This window comes from Marilutibacter chinensis (assembly GCF_021725675.1).
Classification (GTDB): domain Bacteria; phylum Pseudomonadota; class Gammaproteobacteria; order Xanthomonadales; family Xanthomonadaceae; genus Marilutibacter; species Marilutibacter chinensis.
The window spans coordinates 30,916-52,596 of record NZ_JAKJPO010000020.1; the positions used below are offsets into that span (position 1 = coordinate 30,916).

The window sequence follows — 21,681 nt, forward strand, 5'->3', positions numbered from 1 at the left end:
CGCACGCCCTGCCGCCCTTGCTCCTTCCGGAACGATGAAGCCCGCACTTCACAAGCTTGCCCTGGCCGTCGTGCTCGCCGCGGCGGCCGCCGCGTCTGCGCAAGCGCAGGATTCCGTGGATGCGGATCGTCTGCTGGAGCAGGCCGACGCCGTCCGCAGCACCGATCCGATCCGGTTCGGTGCCGTGCTGGACGAGGTGAACGAGCGGGCGTCCGAACTCAGCGGACCGCAGCTGCAGCACCTGCGCCTGCTCCAGGCCTATCGGCTCGGCTACGGTGGCCAGTACCAGGGTGCGATCGAACTCGCCCGGGACGTATTCGATAGCGCATCCGCAGGGGCCATCAAGTTCCGCGCCGGCCTGCTGCTCGCCAACAGCGCGGCCACCACCCGCGACTTCTCGCTGGCGCTGAAATCACTCGAGGAAACCATCGCGCTTCCCGACGACGGCATACCGTCGGAACTGGTCGAACAGGCGCAATTGGTCGCCGGCGTCATCTACAACCAGCTGGGACAGCACGAGAAGACCCTGCAGTTCGCCTCCTCGGTACAGCAGATGGAAGCCGCGTCGGAGCGCAGCCGCTGCTTTGCCAGCCAGCTCCGGCATGAGGCGCTGGCCAACCTGCAGCCGGAGAGGTCCGGCGAACGCATCCCGCAGATCCGCGAGGCGATCGCGGCTTGCGACGGCATCGGCGAGGCGGTCGCCTCCAACCTGATGCGCATCAACCTCGCCCGCAGCATGGCCGCGCAAGGCGACAGAACCGGCGCGATCGCCATGCTGCAGGCACATGCCGACGAGGTCGGAAGGACCCGCTATCCGCGCCTGGTGGCCGAGTTCCATTCGACGCTGGCGGACTACCTGCTGATCGAGAGCAGGCTCGACGCGGCATCGATGCATGCGCACGCGGCGCTGGAGGCCAGTCACAACAATGCGCACTCGCTGCCCCGTGTCACCGCGTACCGGGTCCTGTACGAGATCGCGCTGGTCCGCAACGACATCCTGCAGGCGCTCGACAACTACCGGCGCCATGCCGAGGCCGACAAGGCCTATCTCGACGACGTCAAGATCCGCGAGCTGGCCGTGCAACAGATCCGCAACGAAGTCCAGCAGAAGGACCAGGCGATCGCGCTGCTGAGCAAGCAGAACGAGGTGCTCAAGCTCGAGCAGCAGGTCGCGAAGGCTTCGGCGCAGAACACCCGGCTGCTGTTGCTGCTGTTCGCCGTGGTGCTCGCCGGCATCGGCTACTGGGCCTACAAGATCAAGCGCGTGCAGATGGCGTTCCGGCGCCAGGCGCAGACCGACGGCCTGACCGGCATCAGCAACCGCCGCCACTTCCGCGACGAGGCCGACGCACTGCTCAAGCGCTGCAGCGCATCCGGCAAGGATGCCGCGCTGGTGCTGCTGGACCTGGACAACTTCAAGCACGTCAACGACCGCCACGGCCACGCCGCCGGCGACTGGGTGCTCATGCAGGTCGCGGAGGCCTGCACGGCCGCCTGCCGCGACGGCGACCTGTGCGGCCGTCTCGGTGGCGAGGAGTTCGGCATCCTGTCCTGCGGCGGCGACATCGACGCCGCCCGGCGGATCGCCGAGCGCTGCCGTACGCTGCTGGCGGCGATCGACACCGCGACGATCGGTCACGCCCACCGGGTCACCGCCAGCTTCGGCTGCACCACCGCATCGCGCTCGGGCAACGCGTTCGAGTCGATGTTCACCGACGCCGACACCGCGATGTACCGCGCCAAGGGCAGTGGCCGCGATCGCATCGTGGTGCACGGCGACGTGGCGACGCCGGCCAGCCCGGTAGCGCCGTTCGAACCCAGCCACGGCTGAGCCCCGCGCGGCGATCCGGACGCGCTGTCAGGCGCGGTGCGGCTGCCGCTGCGCGGCCAGGAACGCGCGCATCGACGCCGGCCGGACCGGTTTTGTCAGCACCCGGCAGCCGTGCTCGCGCGCGGCATGCTTGAGCGCATCGGACCCGTCGCCGGTCAACAGCGCGGCGGGAAAGCCGACGCCAAGGCGCTCGCGCAGCGCATCGATCACGCCCAGGCCGTCGAGGCGATCGTGCAGGTGGTAGTCGACCAGGGCGACATCCGGCGGCAGCTCGCCCTCGGCGGCGGCCAGCGCTTCCTCGGTGTCGGTGGCGGTCAGCACGACCGCGCCCCAGCGCTGCAGCAGGGTCCGCATGCCGTCGAGGATCTCGCGGTCGTTGTCCACGCACAGCACGCGAAGGCCGGCGAGGGTATCGGTATCGGTGATCGACAGCGGCGCGACGCTCGCCGCCGAGGCCTCCAGTTCGCGTGCGACGGACGCCGAGGCACCGGCGTCGGCGCCGAACGGCACGGTGATCGAGAACACGCTGCCGGCACCCACCCGGGAGCGCACCCGCAACGGATGATTGAGCGTGCGTGCGATACGCTGGCAGATCGACAGACCGAGACCGAGACCTCGCTCGCCGCCGGTGGTCGGGCCCTCGAAGCGACGGAATTCGTCGAAGATCTGCGTGAGGTGATGGTCCGAGATGCCGGGCCCGGTGTCCCAGACCTGCAGCTCCACCGCGCCGTCGCGCAGCCGCGCGGCGATCAGCACGCCACCATTGCGGGTGTAGCGCAACGCGTTGGCGAGGAAGTTCTGCAGCGCGCGCCGCAACAGGCGGCGATCGCTGCGCACCCGGCGCGGACGCTCCGGTGCGCGCACGCGCAGCTGCAGGCGACGCTCGGCCGCGATCGGCGCGTACTGTGCGACCAGTTCGCGCAGCAGCTCGTTGACGTCGAAATCGACGATCTCCGGCCGCAACGCGCCGGCGTCCAGCCGCGAGATGTCGAGCAGGCCGTCGAGCAGATCCTCGGCCGCACGCAGCGCGGCGTCGACGCGTTCGGCCAGGCGGGTCTGCTCGCCGCTGTCGCGGCTGTCCCGCAGCGCGGTGGTGAACAGACGCGCGGCATTCAGCGGCTGCAGCACGTCGTGGCTGACCGCGGCGAGGAACCGCGTCCGCGACTGCTGCGCGGCCTCGGCCTCGCGGGTGCGCTGCTCGACGCGCTGCTCGAGCGTCTCGTTGACCTCGCGCAGCGCCTGCTCGGCGCGCTTGTAGTCGGTGACGTCGCTGTAGCTGGTGACGTAGCCGCCGCCGGGCAGCGGACGGCCGCGCATCTCGACGACCTGGCCGCTGGCGCGTACCCGCTCGAACACGTACGGCGTGCCGGCGCGCAGATGGGCGATGCGGCGGCGGACCTGGTCGTTGACGTCGCCCGGCCCCATCTCGCCGCGCTCCGCGTTCCATCGGATCAGGTCGCTGACCGGCCGGCCGACGTAGAGCATGCCGTCGGGGTAGTCGAACAGCTCCTGGTAGCGGCGGTTCCATGCGACCAGGCGCAGGTCGGCATCGACCACGCTGACGCCCTGGCTGATGTTCTCCAGCGTGGTCGACAGGATCTGGCGATTGAAGCGCAGTTCCTGGTTGGCCTCGTCGAGCAGGGCCACCACCTCGCCCAGTTCCATGCCCGAACCGCGCAGCGCGCTGGTCAGGGTCAGGCGCGCGGAAGCGGCACCGATCGCCGAAGCGAGCAGGCGTTCGGTGAACTGGGCCAGCGCGCGGTCGGCAGGCTGCGCCGGCTGCCACGGCTGTCCATGCTGCGCGGCATGCGCTTCGAACGCGCGCCGCGCGTGACGCTCGCCGACGATGCGCTCGGCCAGGGTCAGCAGCTCGCCGGCGCGGACGTTGCCGGCCCAGCCGCCCGGCCCCAGCGCCGGACGCTGGGCATAGGGATCCAGGAACGGCGTCGCCAGCAGCTGTTCCTGCAGCCGCGGACGCTGCCGCATCGACATGAACACGAACACGCCGACGTTGAACAGCAGCGACCAGAACACCCCGTGGGTCAGCGAATCCCAGCCCTGCAGCCCGAACAGTTGTTGCGGACGCAGCCAGCCCAGTCCGAGCAGACCGTGCTCGACCCAGCGATCGTCGAACCAGCCTCCGCCGGCCAGCGCCGGCAACAACAGCGTGTAGGTCCAGACCAGCGCGCCGGCGACCAGCCCGCTGAACGCGCCCATCCGGCTCGCACCGCGCCAGTAGAGTCCGCCGATCAGCGCCGGCGCGAACTGCGCGACCGCGGCGAACGCGAGCAGGCCGTGCTGGGCTAGGCCGCCATCGCCCTCGCCGCGCAGCAGGTCGCCGCGATGGTAGGCGTAGGCGAGCATCGCCAGCAGCACGATGGTGATGCGGCGCACCCAGACCACCTGGCGGTCGATCGCCGGCGTCTGCTGCAGGGTGCCCGCACGCAGCAGCAGCGGCATCACGAGGTCGTTGCTGACCATCGTCGCCAGCGCGACGCTGGTGACGATCACCATGCCGGTCGCGGCGGAGAATCCACCGACATAGACCATCAGCGCGAGCATGTCCTGGTCCAGCGCCAGCGGCAACGCCAGCACGTAGCTGTCCGGCGATACCGCGTCGCCGGCGAGCACCGCCTGCCCGGCCAGGGTGATCGGCACCACCAGCACGCTGATCAGCATCAGGTAACCGCCGAACATCCAGCGTGCGGTGCGCACGTCGGCCGGGTTCTGGCACTCGACCACCGCGACGTGGAACTGCCGCGGCAGGCACAGGATCGCGGTGAACGCGAGCAGGGTCTGGGCGATGAAACCGGTCGGCAGCCCCGGCGCGAGCACGATGTCGGCCGCCTGCACCATGCGCTGGCCGAGGTGGCCGCTGCCCGGCAGGTGGGCAAGCGCGAACACGCCGATCGCGACGAACGCGACGAGCTTGACCACCGACTCCAGCGCGACCGCCAGCACCATGCCGCGGTGATGCTCGGTCGCGTCGATCTGGCGGGTGCCGAACAGGATCGCGAACACAGCCAGCAACAGCGCGGTATAGAACGCCGGGTCCGACAGCGGTGGCGCATTGGCCGGCAGCCCGGCGAGCACGTCCACGCTCATCGCGACCGCCTTGAACTGCAGCGCCACGTACGGCACCGCCGCGATCAGCGCCAGCAGCGCGACCAGTGCCGCCAGCCCCGGCGCGCGGCCGTAGCGCGAGGACAGGAAGTCGGCGATCGAGACGATCCGGTTCTCGCCGGAGATCAGCACCAGCCGTTCGAGGATGCGCCAGCCGAAGAACAGCAGCAGCAGCGGTCCCAGGTAGATCGGCAGGAACCCCATGCCGGTGCGCGCCGCGGTGCCGACCGCACCGTAGAACGTCCACGACGAGCAGTACACCGCCAGCGCCAGCGAATAGACCGCCGGCCGCAGCCAGCGGTGGCGCGACATCATCGCGTCGCTGCGCTGGTCGCCGGCGTAGGCGACGGCGAACAGCAGGGCCACGTAGCCCAGCGAAACCAGCAGCAGCACCCAGCCCGGGATCACGCCTGCGTTGTTCTCCTACACGACAGCAGGGGGAGTGTAGCCGGGCCGGGGGCAGGAGGTCGTTCGTAGCGGCCCAAGCCGCGATGAAGCTTTCATGGGAAGGCCCATCGCGGCTCACGCCGCTCCTACGACATGGAGGCATGCTCCAGCCCCCTGAGTCAGGGGGGCGATTCGTGCCGCAGGCACGAATGGGGGTGTGGCAGCGCAACGGCGGGGCCCAAGGTTTGCGCAGCAACCTTTGGGGATTCCCGGGCGCAGCCCGGGAATCGCGGCTTACGCCACTCCTACGAGGGCGGTAGGCGGGCGCCTGCCGGTTCCAGCCCCCTCAGCCCAAAGTCTCATGCGTCCGCGGCGACGGCGTGGCAGGCTGCACGGCATGGAACCGGTGCCCGGCCTCGACCTCGACGCTCCGCCCTTCGATCTGCTCGGCGCGGCCGAGAAGGCGCGCGTGCAGCGCGCGGTCGACCTTGGCTTCCATCCGGCCGGACGCGTGTTGTTGGCTGCCGGCGCGGCCTCCGAGCACGTGCACGTGATCCTCAAGGGCGTGGTACGCGCCTGGGACGAGCCGGCCGACGGCAACGACGCCGAGGGCCATCGCCTGTTCGCCGACTTCGGGCCCGGCGACGTGTTCGGCGCCTGGGCGGTGATCGCCGGCCGCGCACGGCATCGCTACGAGGCGGCCGAGGACGTGCTGAGTTTCCTGATTCCGGCCGCACTGTTCCGCGAACTGCTGGCGGCCAATCCGGCCTTTGCCGCCTGGTTCCACGAGGGGCTGTCGCTGAAGCGGCGGCTGGCCGCCAGCGTGCAGCAGCCGTCGGAGCTGTCGGAGCTGATGCTGACCCGGGTCGGCGACGCGCAGCTCGCGCCCGCGATACGGATACCTGCGTCCACCAGTATCTCGGCGGCCGCGCGCAGGCTGCGCGAGGCGCGGGTCGATTGCCTGCTGGTCGACGAGGGCGACGCCGTGTCCGGCGACGGCCACCGCGGCCTCGGCATGCTGACCCGTACCGACCTGCTCGAGGCGGTCACCCTCGACGGATTGTCGAACGACGCCCCGGTCGGCCCGCTCGCGCAGCGGCCGGTTATCGGCGTGCGCGATCACGACGTGCTGTTCCAGGCGCTGGTCACGATGACCGAACACCACATCGAGCGCGTGCTGGTCAGCGAGGGCGACGCCTCGGCGCACGGCCGCGTGCTTGGCACCCTCGGCATGGCCGAGGTGCTCGCCCACTACTCCAGCCACTCGCACCTGATCAGTCTGCGCCTGGAGCGCGCCGCGGACCTGTCCGGAATCGCCGACGCCGCCCGCAGCATGACCGCGCTGGTCCGCCAGCTGCATGCGCAGGGCGCGCGCATGAGCTACCTGATGGAACTGGTATCGGCGCTCAACAGCCGCATCCTCGGCCGCGTGTTCGCCGAGGTCGTGCCGCCGGAGCACCGCGCGCGGATGTGCCTGCTGGTGCTCGGCAGCGAGGGTCGGCGCGAGCAGATCCTCAAGACCGACCAGGACAATGCGCTGGTGCTGGAGGATGGCCTGGAGTGGGACGGGCTCGATGCGGCGATGAGCCGCTTTGGCGAGGCGCTCGCCGACATCGGCTATCCGCCGTGCCCGGGTGGGGTGATGGTGCGCAATCCGCATTGGCGGATGAGCGTGGACGGCTGGTGCGAGCGTATCGAGCACTGGCGTCGCGAACGCGACGGGACCAGCGCACTGGATCTGGCGATCACGCTGGATGCCCGGCCGGTGGCCGGCAACGCCGCGTTGTTCGAGCCCGTCGCCGAGGCGCTCGCCGCGCTCGGCCGCGATGAGCTGCTGATGCGCGAGCTGGCCCGCGCCTCGCTGGAATTCTCCACGCCGCTGAACCTGTTCGGACGCGTGCGTGGCGACGCCGGAGGCGTCGACATCAAGAAGGGCGGCGTGTTTCCGCTTGTCAACGGCATCCGGGTGCTGGCGCAGCGTCATGGCATCCGCCGCCAGAACAGCTTCGACCGCTGCGCCGCATTGATGGACGCCGGCGTGCTCTCGCAGGAGCTCGGCCGCGACGTGCCGCAGGCGCTTGCCGTGTTCATGCGCCTGCGGCTGGGCGCGCAGCTGCAGGCGCTGGCGGACGGACGCAGCGCCGACAACCGGCTCGACACCGCGTCGCTGCGCCGCCTGGACCGCGAACTGCTGCGCGACGCGCTGCGGGTCGTCAACGCGTTCAAGGATCACCTGCGCCTCGTCTTCCACCTGCGCGACTGACGATGCCGCGACCGACGATACCGCTGCCGCTGCGCCGCTGGCTGGACCGTCGCCGCCATCGCGATGGCCCATGGAGCGGCTTGCTGGCGCCCGCACCGACCGGCGAATGGGTGTCGCTGGACCTGGAGACCAGCGGCCTGGATCCTGCCCGCGACCGCATCCTGACCATCGCTGCGGTACCGGTCGCGGACGGCCGCGTCCACCTCGCCCGGCGCTTCGAAGCCACAGTGCGACCGCCATCCGACAGCGAACCGCCGCCGGACATCGACGCGATCCGCCACCACCGCCTGCGACCGCAGGACCTCGCGCACGGGCTGGAGGAACACGAAGCGGTCGCGAGCCTGCTCGACTGGCTGGGATCGCGGGCCCTGATCGGCTACCGGATCGGCTTCGATGTGGCGATGCTCGATCGCGTGGTGCCGGAGGTCACCGGCTTCCGCCTGCCGAACCCGCGCACCGACCTCGCCGCACGCTTTCGTGCCCGGCTGCATCGGCGCAATCCGCATGCGGTGGCCGGGGACGCGGACTTCGAGGCCATCGCCGGTGCGCTCGGCATCCCCATGCTCGGCCGCCACAGCGCGCTGGGCGATGCGACCACCGCTGCGGCCTGCTGGCTGGCGCTGCAGGAGCTGGACTAGACGTTCACCGACCACGCTGTCGCCATGGCAGGCGCACTGCAATGCAACACGCCGCGGTCGCCGCCCCGCGAACCGCCGCCTCCGGTCGGGCATTTAAGCGAATGCGGTCACGCTTGCAGACATGCCGGTTTCGCATATTCGCGCTTAGTGAAATATTTGATTTGACCGCCTCCGGCCCGCGTGGGTAACTCGGAGCGCGGTCGCGCCGCAATCCGCGTCCGCGGCGCATCGCCGGCACCACACGGCCTGCGCACGACCCTGTTGCCTGGTCGCCGGCAAGGACATGCGGCGGCACGGCTGCTCCGCGTCACCAGGGTCGCCCCAGGGGGAGGTCTTCGACAGCGGCGGTCCGGCATCCCGGCTCCGACGCGGAGACGGCCTGGCGCCGTGGTGCCACTGCACTTTCATTATGAATATGGAGAGCCATGATGAAGTCCGTCGTTTTCCGGTCCCATCCGCTTGCCTTCGCCCTGATCGTCTCGCTGGGCCTCGCCTCGCCCGGCTTCGCCGCCGAGCCCGCCGCAGGCAAGCCCGTTCCGGTCCGCATCGCCGCGCAACGTGACGCTCAGATCAGCCTGCATGGCCGCATCGGCGCGGCGGCGGCGGGCACGCAGCGCGCAACTGTCATCCGTACCCCGGATGCCGCCTTCATCAAGGTGCACTTCGATCACTTCTCGCTGCCCGACGGCGTCACCCTCGAGGTCGCCAGTCCCGACGGCAGCGAGGTCTATCGCTACAGCGCCGATCACCGCGACGCCCACACCGTCGACGAGACGCTCGGCCAGAATGGAGTGAACAGCTTCTCGGCGATGTCGATCGGCGGACCTGTGGCGGTGCTGCGCCTGGTCGGCAGCGCGAACGAGCCATGGACCGCACGGCACGGCGTGGTGGTTTCCCGCTATCTGGAAGGCTATCCGGAGGAAATGCTTCCCGAGCTGCAGGACAGCGGTCTGCTCACGCCGTCGACCGACGTTGGCACGACCTCGATCTGCGGCAGCGACGACAAGCGCCCGGTCGCCTGCTACGTCAGCAGCGACCCGGACGCCTACGATCGTTCGCGCCCGGTCGGCCGCATGCTCAGCAGCAGCGGCAGCCTGTGCACGGTATGGCGCGTCGGACCCGACAATCGCCTGTTCACCAACAATCACTGCATATCGACCAGTTCCGGCGTGTCCGGCGCCGAGTTCTGGTTCAACTACCAGCAGGCCAGCTGCAGCGGCAGCACCGGTGCGCCGGTCACCAAGGTCACCGGCAGCCAGATGCTGAAGACCGACGCCGCGCTCGACTACACGCTGTTCACCGTCAACAACTTCGCCACGCTGGAGCCGTTCGGCTATCTCGGCCTCGACATCGATCCGGTCTCCGTCGGCGACGGGATGTACATCGCCCAGCATCCGGGCGGCCGCATGAAGGAGCTGGGCGTGATGGACGGCAGCGCCGCCTGTGCGGTCAAGTCGACCACCGCCGACGGCACCAGCGGCGACCCCGGCAGCGACATCGGCTACACCTGCGACACCGAAGGCGGCAGCTCGGGATCGCCGGTGATCTCGCGCGACAGCCACAAGGTGATCGCGTTGCATCATCTGGGCGGCTGCAACAACGAAGGCGCGAAGATCTCGCGGATATGGCCGCAGGTCGCGACCTATTTCAACAACCAGGTGCCCGACGGCGACGACGGCGGCACGACCCCTCCACCGCCCGACGACGAACTGACGCCGGGCGTCCCGGTGACCGGGCTGGCCGCCAGCACCGGCAACGACATCACCTACACGATGGAAGTGCCGGCCGGCGCCTCCAATCTCGCCTTCGACATCTCCGGCGGCACGGGTGATGCCGACCTCTATGTCCGGTTCGGCAGCGCACCGACCGACGGCAGCTACGATTGCCGGCCCTACCTCAACGGCAACATCGAGACCTGCAGCTTCGCCAGCCCGCAGGCCGGCACATGGCATGTCCGGATCAAGGCCTACTCCAGCTTCTCCGGCGTCAGCCTGGTCGGCGACTACGGCACCGGCGGCGGCGGTACCCAGACCTACAGCAACACCAGCGACTACACGATCAGCGACAACGCCACCGTCGAGAGCCCGATCACGGTGTCCGGCCGCAGCGGCAACGCGCCCGGCAACGCCTCGGTCGACGTCGACATCCGCCACACCTACAAGGGTGACCTGCGGGTCGACGTGGTCGCGCCGGACGGCAGCGTCTACAACCTCCACAACCGCAGCGGCGGCAGCACCGACAACGTGATCGGCACCTACACGCTGGACTTGTCCAGCGAACCGCTCAACGGCACCTGGAAGCTGCGGGTCAACGACAACGCCAACCAGGACACCGGCTACATCAACAGCTGGAGCCTGACCTTCTGAGCACGACGCTCGGGGCACGACGTTCCGGGCATGCAGCTGCGGACGTCGCGTCTCGAGCGTGACTTCATGACGCGCGCAATGCGCGTTCCCCGCTGGCTCCGGAAGGCCGTGGCCGGCGGGATTGGGACGGGCGCCCGGCCGGCCGTTCATCAGGGAATCTTTTCGCGAGCGGGGGGACAGGGTCCGGGAGTCATCGGACCCGCCACCGGCGCGATTGCAACGCGTGCAGCAGTTCGCCGGACTAGGAAGTCGCGCAGATGCGCGATCCGATCTTTCACACTTGAAGGGAAACAAGCACATGAAAGACGCAAATCATCGGCACGGCCAGTGGGTCGCGGTCTCGGCCCTCGCACTCGGGCTTTCGATGGCCAGCGCGGACGCGGCCGAGAAGGTCGACCTCCAACGCCTCGATACGGTGCAGCTGAACCGGCAGTACCAGTCCGCGAGCGCAACGATCGGCACGCCCGCTCGCGCCATCGACCGCCATGCGGAGATGATCGGACTGGAGTCCGAGTCCGGTCTCGAGCTGATCAGGTCCTATCAGGACCGTGACGGAACCCGACACTATCGTTACCGTCAGACCCACCGCGGCGTGCCGGTGTTCGGCGAGCATGTGGTGGTCAGCGAGCGCAGCGACGGCAGCGTGCACCGGCTGTTCGGCCAATCGGTGACAGGCCTGGCCAGCGAGTTGCCCGCAGTCCCGCCGAAGCTGGGCAAGGCCCGCGCGGCGGCGCTGGGCAAACGTGCCGCACTCGGCGCCGATCTCAGCCGCCGGATCATAGAGAACGAGACCTCGCAGCAGATGGTCTACGTCGACGACAACGGACGCGCGCACATGGTTTTCGTGGTGTCGTTCTTCGCCGATGCCCCGACCGGCGGCGAGCCGACCCGCCCGGTCGTGATCCTGGACGCCGACAGCGGCCGGGTCATCAAGCAGTGGGATGCGCTTGCGCACGCCGACGGCACCGGACCCGGCGGCAACAGCAAGACCGGCCAGTACGAGTACGGCACCGACTTCGGCTACATGGACGTCAGCCAGAGCGGCAGCACCTGCACGATGAGCAATTCCGTCGTGAAGACGGTCAACCTGAATCACGGCACCAGCGGCAGCACCGCGTTCTCCTACACCTGTCCGCGCAACACCGTGAAGACGATCAACGGCGCGTACTCGCCGCTCAACGACGCGCACTACTTCGGCAAGGTCGTCTACGACATGTACGACGACTACGTCGGCGCACCGCCTCTGACCTTCCAGCTGACCATGCGCGTGCACTACAGCAGCAACTACGAGAACGCGTTCTGGAACGGCTCGTCGATGACCTTCGGCGACGGCGCCTCGACCTTCTACCCGCTGGTCAGCCTGGACGTGTCCGCGCACGAGGTCTCGCACGGCTTCACCGAGCAGAACTCGGGACTCATCTATTCCGGACAGTCCGGCGGTATCAATGAGGCCTATTCGGACATCGCCGGCGAGGCCGCCGAGTACTTCATGCGCGGCAGCAACGACTTCCTGGTCGGCGCGGACATCTTCAAGAGCAGCGGCGCGCTGCGCTACATGGACGATCCGACCCGCGACGGCAGGTCGATCGGCCATGCCGACGACTATTACAGTGGCATGGACGTGCACTATTCGTCCGGCGTCTACAACAAGGCGTTCTACCTGCTGGCGAACAAGACCGGCTGGGATACCCGCAATGCGTTCCGGGTGTTCGCCCGCGCCAACCAGCTGTACTGGACCTCCAGCACCGACTTCGATCAGGGTGCCTGCGGCGTCGAGTCGGCCGCCTCCGATCTTGGATTGACGGTCGCCGACGTGACCGCGGCCTTCGCGTCCGTGGGCGTGAGCTGCGACGGCGGCGGCGATCCGCCGGGTGGCGGCGAGCTGGAGAAGGGCGTGCCGGAGACCGGGCTGGCGGCAAGCCAGGGCAACTGGATCCACTACACGATGGAAGTGCCCTCCGGCGCGTCGAACCTGAGCTTCACGATCTCCGGCGGCACCGGCGATGCCGACCTGTACGTGAAGCACGGCAGCCAGCCGACCACGTCCAGCTACGACTGCCGACCCTACCTCGGCGGCAACAGCGAGACCTGCAGCTTCGCCTCGCCGGCGGCCGGGACCTGGCACGTGTCGCTGCGCGCGTACAGCAGCTTCTCCGGCGTCAGCCTGGTCGGCGATTACAGCACCGGCGGCGGTGGCGGCGCACAGACCTACAGCAACACCACCGACTACACGATCAACGACAACGCCACCGTCGAGAGCCCGATCACGGTGTCCGGCCGCAGCGGCAACGCACCGAGCAACGCCTCGGTCGATGTCGATATCCGCCACACCTACAAGGGTGATCTGAAGGTCGATCTGGTCGCACCGGACGGCAGCACCTACAACATCCACAACCGCAGCGGCGGCAGCGCCGACAACGTGATCGGCACCTACACGCTGAACCTGTCCAGCGAACCGCTCAACGGCACCTGGAAGCTGCGCGTGAACGACAACGCCAACTACGACACCGGCTACATCAACAGCTGGAGCATCACGTTCTAAGCGTGGCGTCATGACCTGATCGGAACAGCGAAACCGCCGCCACGACAGCTATCGGCGGCGGGTTGCACCGGGGCCCGGCTTCGGCCGGGCTCCACTACTCCGGATCGCACAGGGAGATCCGACCCGGGCCATCGCGCCCGTCCCTTCCCGGATGCGGGGCACACCAGAAGACCCCGCATCCGCATCCCAGGAGCTCCGCAATGCAAGGACATATTTCATCGCTTGCCCTGGTGGCCGCACTGGCCGCCAGCGGCGCCGGCCACGCGCGGACCACCGACGCCCACCACGACCACATCAGTCCGGCGCTGGCCGAACGCATCGACAGCGACCCGTTCGCACCGGTCTATGTCGTCACCTCGCAGGACAGCTACCGCACCAGCCTGGCGGCGATCGCCCGCGACCCGGCCGGACGCCGCGACAGCACCGGCAATCCGCTGGTGATATCGCGCATCCAGGCCCATCAGCTGGGCGACGCCAGCCATCGCATCCACGCCGACGAGCATCGCTGCGGCGGCTTCTTTGCGTTCGCCAGCCAGGCCGAGGCGGAAGCCTTCCTCGCCAACGAGCGCAGCGCGCAGGCGCAGCAGACCGTGTTCGCGAGCTATACCATCGACAATCAGGACACCGTCGGCCCGTGGCTGCCGCAGGTCAGCGAGAGCCACATCCGCGCCACCATCGATCATCTTTCCACCGGCTATCCGAACCGCTACTACGCCAGCAGCCACGGCAAGGCGGCTGCCGAATGGATCCACGACACCTGGCTCTCGTACGGAGGCGGCCGGTCCGACGTCAGCGCCGAGCTGTTCTCCTGTTCCAGCTGCTCGACCCAGCCCTCGGTGATCCTGACCATCGAAGGCAGCGACCTCGCCAACGAAGTCGTCGTGCTCGGCGGGCACCTGGATTCGATCTCCAACAGCGGAAGCGGCGAGAACATGGCCGCGCCGGGCGCCGACGACGATGCCTCCGGCATCGCGACCCTGACCGAAGTACTGCGCGTCGCCCTTGCCGACGGATGGAAGCCGCGACGCACGGTCAAGTTCATGGGCTACGCCGCCGAGGAAGTCGGCCTGCGCGGTTCCAACGCGATCGCGCAGTCGTTCTCGAGCCAGGGCGTGAACGTGGTCGGCGTACTGCAGTTGGACATGACCAACTATGCCAGCGGTTCCGGCGTCGACATGCAGTTGATCACCGACTACAGCAACAGCGCGCTGCAGCAGTTCGTACGCGACGTGTTCGACGAGTACCTGGCACCGCTCGGGCTGACCCGCGGCACTTATACCTGCGGATATGGCTGCTCCGATCATGCGTCCTGGACCAGCGCCGGCTATCCGGCGGCAATGATGTTCGAGGCAAGCTTCAACAACCGCCTCCACACCACCTCCGACACCCTTCCCGGCATGGGCGGCACGGCCCAGCCAAGCGTACCGCTGGCGAAGCTGGCGCTGGGCTTTCTCGGCGAGCTGGCCAAGACCGACGGCGATACCGAACCGCCCCCGACCGGCAACACCCTGACCAAGGGCGTGCCGGTGACCGGGCTGGCGGCAAGCCAGGGCAACTGGGTCCATTACACGATGGAAGTGCCCTCCGGCGCGTCGAACCTGAGCTTCACGATCTCCGGCGGCACCGGCGATGCCGACCTGTACGTGAAGCACGGCAGCCAGCCGACCACGTCGAGCTACGACTGCCGTCCGTACAAGAGCGGCAACAGCGAGACCTGCAGCTTCGCCTCGCCGGCGGCCGGGACCTGGCACGTGTCGCTGCGCGCGTACAGCAGCTTCTCCGGCGTCAGCCTGGTCGGCGATTACAGCACCGGCGGCGGTGGCGGCGCACAGACCTACAGCAACACCACCGACTACACGATCAACGACAACGCCACCGTCGAGAGCCCGATCAGCGTGTCAGGTCGCAGCGGCAACGCGCCGAGCAGCGCTTCGGTCGACGTCGATATCCGCCACACCTACAAGGGTGATCTGAAGGTCGATCTGGTCGCACCGGACGGCAGCACCTACAACATCCACAACCGCAGCGGCGGCAGCGCCGACAACGTGATCGGCACCTACACGCTGAACCTGTCCAGCGAGCCGCTCAACGGCACCTGGAAGCTGCGCGTGAACGACAACGCCAGCCAGGACACCGGCTACATCAACAGCTGGAGCGTCACCTTCTGACCATGCCGCAACGAAGGACGAGGCATTCCGCTTTGCGGGGGCGTGATCCCCGGCCCCGCGTTCCGCGCCGCCCGTCAATGGACGACGCGGATTACCTGCAGCACCACACCCACGCAGCACTTACCCATGGAGAGGTCCAATGAAAGGCGTATGTGGTCTTCTGACATTGTTGTCCCTGTCGATCGGCACGGCCCTTGCCGCCCCTGACGGCGCGCGTCCGGCCGCGTTCGATCATGACATCGCCCGGCTCGACAGGGTCGAGATCCGCAGCATGCCGGCAGTCGACGTACCGCGCCTGCGCGCGCAGGATCCGCAGCGCGAAGCGCGCGGGTTGCCGCCACGCTTTGCCCAGCCGCTGCGCGTCGACCTGACCCCGCACAACGCCGGCGCCTGGGAGGAGCTCGACGCCGACCATCTGGTCTGGCGGCTGCGGGTGGAGTCGCGCGAGGCGCTGTCGCTGAACTTCGGTTTCAGCGACTACCGCATGCCCGCGGGCGGCCGCCTGCTGGTCTATCCCGAGGGCCTGACCCGGGACGCGGATCCGCGTCTGGTGCGAACCTTCACCGATGCCGACAACGAGGCGCACGGTCAGTTGTGGACGCCGATCGTGCCTGGCGACCGGGTGGTGATCGAGGTGGTCGTGCCACGTGACCGCGTCGGCGAGCTCGGACTGCGCCTGGTCCAGGTCGGCCACGACTATCGCGGCTTCAGCCGGATGGCGCGCGAATCCGCACTGATCCAGCCGCTGGGCACCTCCGGCGCCTGCAATGTCGATGTCGAATGTCCCGACGCCGACCCGTACTACGACAACATCGTCCGCTCCTCGGCGGCGATCTCGACCGGCGGCAGCCTGTTCTGCAGCGGCAGCCTGCTGAACAACACCGCGAACGACCGGCGGATGTTCTTCCTCACCGCCAACCACTGCGGCATCAACGGCAGCAACGCCGCCTCGCTGGTCACCTACTGGAACTACCAGAACTCGACCTGCCGCACCCCCGGCAGCAGCTCCAGCGGCCAGGACGGCGACGGCACCCTGGACCAGTACCTGACCGGCTCGACGTTCCGCGCCGGCAACAGCGCGTCGGACTTCACCCTCGTCGAGCTCGACGACCCGGCGCCTGCCGCCTACAACCTGTACTGGAGCGGTTGGGACCGGCGCGACATGAACTTCCCCGGCGCGATCGGTATCCACCACCCCAACGTCGCCGAGAAGCGCATCAGCATCTCCACCAGCCCGACCCAGATCAGCGGCTATGGCGGCGGCAGCGGCACCACCCACCTGCACATCTTCTGGCAGCCCTCCGGCGGCGTGACCGAGCCAGGTTCGTCCGGCTCGCCGATCTACAGCCCCGACAAGCGCGTGATCGGCCAGTTGCACGGCGGCCCCGCCACCTGCAGCGCGACCGGCAGCAACCGCAGCGACTACTACGGCCGCCTGTTTGCCTCCTGGACCGGCGGCGGCAGCGACAGCACCCGTCTGAGCAGCTGGCTCGACGCCGGCGGCACCGGCGCGCAGTACATCGACGGCATCGCCGCGGACGGTGGCGGCGGCAACCTGCCTCCGAGCGCCGACTTCAGCTTCACCGTCGACGGACTCGATGTCAGCTTCAGCGACGGCTCCAGCGACAGCGACGGTTCGATCGCCTCGCGCAGCTGGAACTTCGGCGACGGCGGCAGTTCGACCGCGACCAACCCCAGCCACAGCTACGCCGCGGCCGGCAGCTACGACGTCACCCTGACGGTGACCGATGACGACGGCGCCAGCAACAGCCGCACCCGCACGGTCACGGTCGGCTCGGGCGGCGGCAACCAGCTGCAGAACGGCGTGCCGGTCACCGGCGTGTCCGGCGCCCAGGGCAGCGAGCAGTTCTGGACGATGGAAGTCCCGTCGGGCGCCAGCAACCTGCAGTTCGTCACCAGCGGCGGCACCGGCGATGCCGACCTGTACGTCAAGTTCGGCAGCGCACCGACCTCCAGCAACTACGACTGCCGGCCCTACACCGGCGGCAACAACGAGACCTGCAGCTTCGCCAGCCCGCAGGCCGGCACCTGGCACGTGATGGTGCGCGGCTACTCGGCGTTCTCGGGGCTCAGCCTGACCGGCAGCTACGGCACCGGCGGTGGCGGCACCCAGACCTACAGCAACACCACCGACTACACGATCAACGACAACGCCACGGTCGAAAGCCCGATCACCGTATCCGGCCGCAGCGGCAATGCCCCCAGCAACGCCAGCGTCGACGTCGACATCCGCCACACCTACAAGGGCGACCTGCGGGTCGACGTGATCGCACCCGACGGCAGCGTCTACAACCTCCACAACCGCAGCGGCGGCAGCACCGACAACGTGATCGGCACCTACACCCTGGACCTGTCCAGCGAACCGTTGAACGGCACCTGGAAGCTGCGCGTGAACGACAACGCCAACCAGGACACCGGCTACATCAACAGCTGGAGTGTGACCTTCTGAGCACGACGTTCGGGGCCTCGCGTCCGGAACGCGGCGTTCCCACCGCCTCTCTCCCCTGCTCCCGTTGAGCGGACCCCGGCTTCGGCCGGGGTTTTTTTGTGGGCGACGTCCCCCCGGCTTTGAGTAGCACGGCGATTTGAAGTCCAATCCCCAACGAGAAGGAGATTGGACATGAAGAAGCGCTTTACCGAAGAACGGATCACCGGTTTCCTGCGTGAGGCCGAGGCCGGGCTGCCGGTCAAGGAGCTGTGCCGCAGGCACGGCTTCAACGAGGCCTCGTACTACCTGTGGCGCAACAAGTTCGGCGGCATGAGCGTGCCGGACGCGAAGCGGCTGCGCGAGCTGGAGACGGAGAACGCCCGGCTCAAGAAGCTGCTGGCCGAGCAGGTGCTGGAGAGCAAGGTGATCAAGGACGTCCTGCGAAAAAGTGGTGAGCGCACCGGCCCGACGCGAGCAGGTGCGCTACATGGTGGACAGGGGATTGAGCGAGCGGCGGGCACTGGCGGTGGTACGGATGAGTGCCAGCACATTGCGCTATGAGCCCCGGCCGGATCGGAGCGTCGATCTGCGGGAACGCATTCTGGCGCTGGCACATCGGCATCGGCACTACGGCGTCGGGATGATCCACCTCAAGCTTCGTCAGGAAGGACACCTCTTGAACTACAAGCACGTGGAGCGGTTGTATCGGGAAGAACGGCTGCAGGCGCGCCATCGCAAGCGCAAGAAGGTGCCCGTGGGCGAGCGACAGCCCTTGCTGCGGCCGACCCGCGCCAACGAAGTCTGGTCGATGGACTGCGTGCTCGATTGGACGGCCGATGGCCGGGTTATCAAGTGCCTGGTGATCGTGGACGATGCCACGCATGAGCCGGTGGCGATCGAGGTGGAACGGGCGATCTCGGGTTACGGTGTCAGCCGGGTGCTGGACTGGCTGGCACTCAGTCGGGGCCTGTCCAAGGTGATCCGGACCGGCAACGGCAAGGAGTTCTGCGGCAAGGCAATGGTCACGTGGGCACACGAGCGTGGCGTCCAACTCCGGTTGAGCGAGCCAGGCAAGCCGAACCAGAACACCTAAGTCGAGTCGTTCAACGGCTGCCTGCGCGACGAATGCCTCAACGAACACTGGTTCACCGGCCTGCTCCAGGCCCGCACGATCATCGAGACCTGGCGCCGTGAATACAACGAGGAGCGACCCAAGAAGGCGCTTGTCGGCATGACGCCGGCCGCCTATGCCGAACAACTGGCCGAGTCGGCTACAGTGAACCCGGACTCTAGATCAGACCGCTACTGAAAGCGGGGGGACGTCGCAACCATCGTGATGTCATGGCGTAGTCCCCATGGTGTTGGCGCTTTCATCAAGCGCTGGTTGCAGGCAAGTGGTATCGGAAAGATCCAGGAGGGCGTTGCTGGCAGCCATCGCGCGCGGCCCTGGGCAGGACGGAAGGCGTCCATGGATGGAGTGCCCGCCGTCCTGTCCAAGCCATCACCGCAGAGGTGGCTCAGCATGGCGGCCGATTCCCCTCTCAGCCCTTCGCGGCATCAAGGTTGAGCAGGGCGCGAATCTTCGCCTCCGTCTCCTCGTACTGCCCTTCGCCAAAGTGCTGGTAGACGATGCGTCCTTGCTGATCGATCAGGTACATCGCAGGCCAATAGCGATTGCCATAGGCATTCCAGGTTTCATATCCATTGTCCTGGGCAACCGGATAGGTGATACCGAATCGCTGCACGGCCGCACGGACATTGCCCAGCTTCTTTTCGTAGCCGTATTCGGGCGTATGCACGCCGATCACCACCAGCCCCTGGTCCCGGTACCTGGAATGCCACTGTTTGACGTGAGGCATCACGCGTACACAGTTGATGCAGGAATATGTCCAGAATTCGACCAGCACTACCTTGCCGCGCAGATCACGCAGGCGCTGCGGTGGGCCGTTCAGCCAGTTGTCGATGCCCCTGAACTCGGGCGCCACCGGTGCGGGAGCGGCATGCGTGGGCTGGACCGGGTCGGCCTGCACGTTGGGTGAGCAGGCAGCAGCGAATACGCTGGCGGCCAGGAGGGTCGTCAGGGATGCGAGCTTTTTCATGGGATCAGAGTCCTTGTGAGAGAGGGGGGAGCCACCGGGTGGCCCAGGCGGACACGAAGACGTCGTACTGCAGCAACTGCAGCACGGCGAATGCGACGGCAACTGCACCAAAGCATTTGCGGAACAGGTCGGCGTGGCGCTGCATGAAGGGCAGCCGTGCATTGACCCAGTGGCCGCCATAGGCGATCAGCAGCATGGGCAGGCCCGCTCCCAGGGCGTACAAGCCGAGCAATGCGCTTGCCTTGGCCGGCTCCTGGGCCGTGGCGGCAAGGGCTAACACGGAAGCCAGCACAGGTCCGGCGCATGGCGTCCAGGCCAGTCCAAGTGAAGCGCCAACGATCAGCGCACCCGCGCGACCACCTGGGCCCGGAAGCGCCACCCGCTGCGGACGGTGGCGGGTCCATTGCTGCCGGATCCAGGACACCGCCGCTTCAAAGGGCGCCGGCCAGAAGCAAGCCAGGCCTGCCAGCATCAGCACGGCAATGGACACAGAGCGAATGCCGGCCTGCAACTCGCCAGAGGAGGCTGCAAGCACGCCCAGCAGGATGCCGCCGGCCGCGAACGTAGTGACGAATCCGCCGATGATCCACAGCGGCGTGGCGCGATCCCGGCCTGCTCCTGTCGCCAGCACGATCGGCAAGACCGGCAGGATGCAAGGCGAGAGAATGGTGGCCATGCCCGCAAGGGCTGCCAGGGCATATTCGATCATGGGAGGAATCCGGGCGCGCGGGTGCGGGAGGTCATTCCATCGCAGGCATGTGGCTGCACTGTGTTCAGGGATCCGGACTTTTGTATCCGGATCGTCCTGGCGCGCCGGTCGGCACGTTTTGTTACCAGGAGGCTCAGGTCAACCGGATCTGCACGTCGATGTTGCCGCGCGTGGCCTTGGAGTACGGGCAGGTGTGGTGCGCTTCGTCGACGATGGCCTGCGCCTGTTGCGGATCCAGTCCGGGCAGCGAGATGTCCAGTCGTGCCTGGAGCTGGTAGCCCTCGCCGACCATGCCAAGGTCGACTTCGGCATCGATCGCGGTTCCGGCAGGCAGCACGATGCGCAGCTTGCCAGCGGCGATGCCCATGGCGCCTTCGAAGCAGGCGGACCAACCGGCGGCGAACAGCTGCTCGGGATTGGTGCCGGGACGACGGCTGCCGGGCGGCGACAGGACGACGTCGAGCTGGCCGTCGTCGCTGCGCGCATAGCCTTCGCGGCCGCCAACGGTGTGGGTCTTGCCGGTGTAGAGGACGGTGTCGAGCGCATTCATGGGTATCTCCTGGTGGGTGGGGTGGAGTCGGTCGTGTCGCTCACGGCGCGTATCGGGTGAACACGTAGTCGCGTTGCTTGACGCGGGAGGCGTGGCAGGCATGGCAGGTGCGGTGTTGCGCCTCATCGACCGGACGGCCGTCGATGAATCGCCCATAGCCCCAGCCGCCCGTCGCCGCGTAACGGCGGAAGTCCTTGACCATCACCTGCACCGTGGTGGCCGCGCCTGGAACGGAGGCCGGGGCGAAGTCCGGCGACGGCTCGTGCTTCCACGCGAGCTTGACCAGCACGGTGCCATCCGGGAACGGCTGGACTTTCCCGCGATATGCGCGCATCGCTTTCGGATTGCCGACGACGACACGCAATTCGTCCAGCGGCGCCGCTTCCTGTGCCGGCGCCACCAGTGGCCAATCGCGATAGCCCTCAGGCAACCGGACGCCATAGATCGGTGCGACAGGGCCGCGGTTGTCGAAGGCCTGCACGGCGCCGACCAGACCCAACACGGTCCCGGCAGCAGCGGCCAGCAATCCGATGATGTGCACAGCTTTCATGGCGAG

The 21,681-nt window shown here is 68.1% G+C and carries 12 protein-coding genes and 1 pseudogene; 8 read left to right on the plus strand and 5 right to left on the minus strand.

The window, feature by feature from the left end:
- Positions 1-34: 34 nt before the first annotated feature.
- Positions 35-1,831 (plus strand): GGDEF domain-containing protein, encoded by a 1,797-nt coding sequence (locus L3V18_RS18330; protein ID WP_237054203.1) that lies wholly within the window; start codon positions 35-37, stop codon positions 1,829-1,831.
- Between the two features lie 27 nt (positions 1,832-1,858).
- On the opposite strand, the gene L3V18_RS18335 is transcribed toward L3V18_RS18330, so the two are convergent.
- Positions 1,859-5,362: a PAS domain-containing hybrid sensor histidine kinase/response regulator gene (locus tag L3V18_RS18335; protein WP_237054204.1), complete on the minus strand. Its 3,504-nt coding sequence runs from the start codon at positions 5,360-5,362 to the stop codon at positions 1,859-1,861.
- Between the two features lie 376 nt (positions 5,363-5,738).
- Here L3V18_RS18335 and L3V18_RS18340 point away from each other — a divergent pair, with 376 nt between their 5' ends.
- The 7 genes and pseudogenes from L3V18_RS18340 (at position 5,739) to L3V18_RS18375 (ending at position 19,076) form a co-directional block, all read left to right on the plus strand.
- The gene (locus tag L3V18_RS18340) at positions 5,739-7,604 is read left to right on the plus strand and encodes a DUF294 nucleotidyltransferase-like domain-containing protein (RefSeq protein WP_237054205.1); all 1,866 of its coding nucleotides are present in this window, start codon (positions 5,739-5,741) and stop codon (positions 7,602-7,604) included.
- Between the two features lie 2 nt (positions 7,605-7,606).
- Entirely contained in the window at positions 7,607-8,242 is a 636-nt protein-coding gene (locus L3V18_RS18345) for an exonuclease domain-containing protein (protein WP_237054206.1), read from the plus strand.
- 428 nt (positions 8,243-8,670) lie between these two features.
- Entirely contained in the window at positions 8,671-10,608 is a 1,938-nt protein-coding gene (locus L3V18_RS18350) for a proprotein convertase P-domain-containing protein (RefSeq protein ID WP_237054207.1), read from the plus strand.
- 298 nt (positions 10,609-10,906) lie between these two features.
- A complete protein-coding gene (locus L3V18_RS18355) occupies positions 10,907-13,150 on the plus strand; it encodes a M4 family metallopeptidase (RefSeq protein WP_305068989.1) in 2,244 nt (747 codons plus the stop codon).
- 200 nt (positions 13,151-13,350) lie between these two features.
- Positions 13,351-15,318 (plus strand): M20/M25/M40 family metallo-hydrolase, encoded by a 1,968-nt coding sequence (locus L3V18_RS18365; protein ID WP_237056868.1) that lies wholly within the window; start codon positions 13,351-13,353, stop codon positions 15,316-15,318.
- 139 nt (positions 15,319-15,457) lie between these two features.
- The gene (locus tag L3V18_RS18370; RefSeq protein WP_237056591.1) at positions 15,458-17,788 is read left to right on the plus strand and encodes a proprotein convertase P-domain-containing protein; all 2,331 of its coding nucleotides are present in this window, start codon (positions 15,458-15,460) and stop codon (positions 17,786-17,788) included.
- Between the two features lie 171 nt (positions 17,789-17,959).
- A pseudogene (locus tag L3V18_RS18375) lies at positions 17,960-19,076 on the plus strand (IS3 family transposase).
- Between the two features lie 232 nt (positions 19,077-19,308).
- On the opposite strand, the gene L3V18_RS18380 reads toward L3V18_RS18375, so the two are convergent.
- From L3V18_RS18380 to L3V18_RS18395, 4 genes are all read right to left on the minus strand, one after another.
- Positions 19,309-19,866 (minus strand): thioredoxin family protein, encoded by a 558-nt coding sequence (locus L3V18_RS18380; protein WP_237056593.1) that lies wholly within the window; start codon positions 19,864-19,866, stop codon positions 19,309-19,311.
- Between the two features lie 4 nt (positions 19,867-19,870).
- Positions 19,871-20,575, minus strand: coding sequence for a cytochrome c biogenesis CcdA family protein (locus tag L3V18_RS18385; RefSeq protein WP_237056595.1), 705 nt, complete (start codon positions 20,573-20,575; stop codon positions 19,871-19,873).
- A gap of 133 nt (positions 20,576-20,708) precedes the next feature.
- Positions 20,709-21,125 carry an organic hydroperoxide resistance protein gene (locus L3V18_RS18390; protein ID WP_237056597.1) on the minus strand — a complete coding sequence of 139 codons (417 nt, stop codon included), beginning with the start codon at positions 21,123-21,125 and terminating at the stop codon, positions 20,709-20,711.
- Between the two features lie 40 nt (positions 21,126-21,165).
- Positions 21,166-21,675 carry a cytochrome P460 family protein gene (locus tag L3V18_RS18395; protein WP_237056599.1) on the minus strand — a complete coding sequence of 170 codons (510 nt, stop codon included), beginning with the start codon at positions 21,673-21,675 and terminating at the stop codon, positions 21,166-21,168.
- Between the last annotated feature and the right edge of the window lie 6 nt (positions 21,676-21,681).

Coding starts and splice junctions, on each gene's coding strand:
- L3V18_RS18330 (WP_237054203.1), top strand. CDS start 35: ATGAAGCCCGCACTTCACAAGCTTGCCCTGGCCGTCGTGCTCGCCGCG.
- L3V18_RS18340 (WP_237054205.1), top strand. CDS start 5,739: ATGGAACCGGTGCCCGGCCTCGACCTCGACGCTCCGCCCTTCGATCTG.
- L3V18_RS18345 (WP_237054206.1), top strand. CDS start 7,607: ATGCCGCGACCGACGATACCGCTGCCGCTGCGCCGCTGGCTGGACCGT.
- L3V18_RS18350 (WP_237054207.1), top strand. CDS start 8,671: ATGAAGTCCGTCGTTTTCCGGTCCCATCCGCTTGCCTTCGCCCTGATC.
- L3V18_RS18355 (WP_305068989.1), top strand. CDS start 10,907: ATGAAAGACGCAAATCATCGGCACGGCCAGTGGGTCGCGGTCTCGGCC.
- L3V18_RS18365 (WP_237056868.1), top strand. CDS start 13,351: ATGCAAGGACATATTTCATCGCTTGCCCTGGTGGCCGCACTGGCCGCC.
- L3V18_RS18370 (WP_237056591.1), top strand. CDS start 15,458: ATGAAAGGCGTATGTGGTCTTCTGACATTGTTGTCCCTGTCGATCGGC.
- L3V18_RS18380 (WP_237056593.1), bottom strand. CDS start 19,866: ATGAAAAAGCTCGCATCCCTGACGACCCTCCTGGCCGCCAGCGTATTC.
- L3V18_RS18385 (WP_237056595.1), bottom strand. CDS start 20,575: ATGATCGAATATGCCCTGGCAGCCCTTGCGGGCATGGCCACCATTCTC.
- L3V18_RS18390 (WP_237056597.1), bottom strand. CDS start 21,125: ATGAATGCGCTCGACACCGTCCTCTACACCGGCAAGACCCACACCGTT.
- L3V18_RS18395 (WP_237056599.1), bottom strand. CDS start 21,675: ATGAAAGCTGTGCACATCATCGGATTGCTGGCCGCTGCTGCCGGGACC.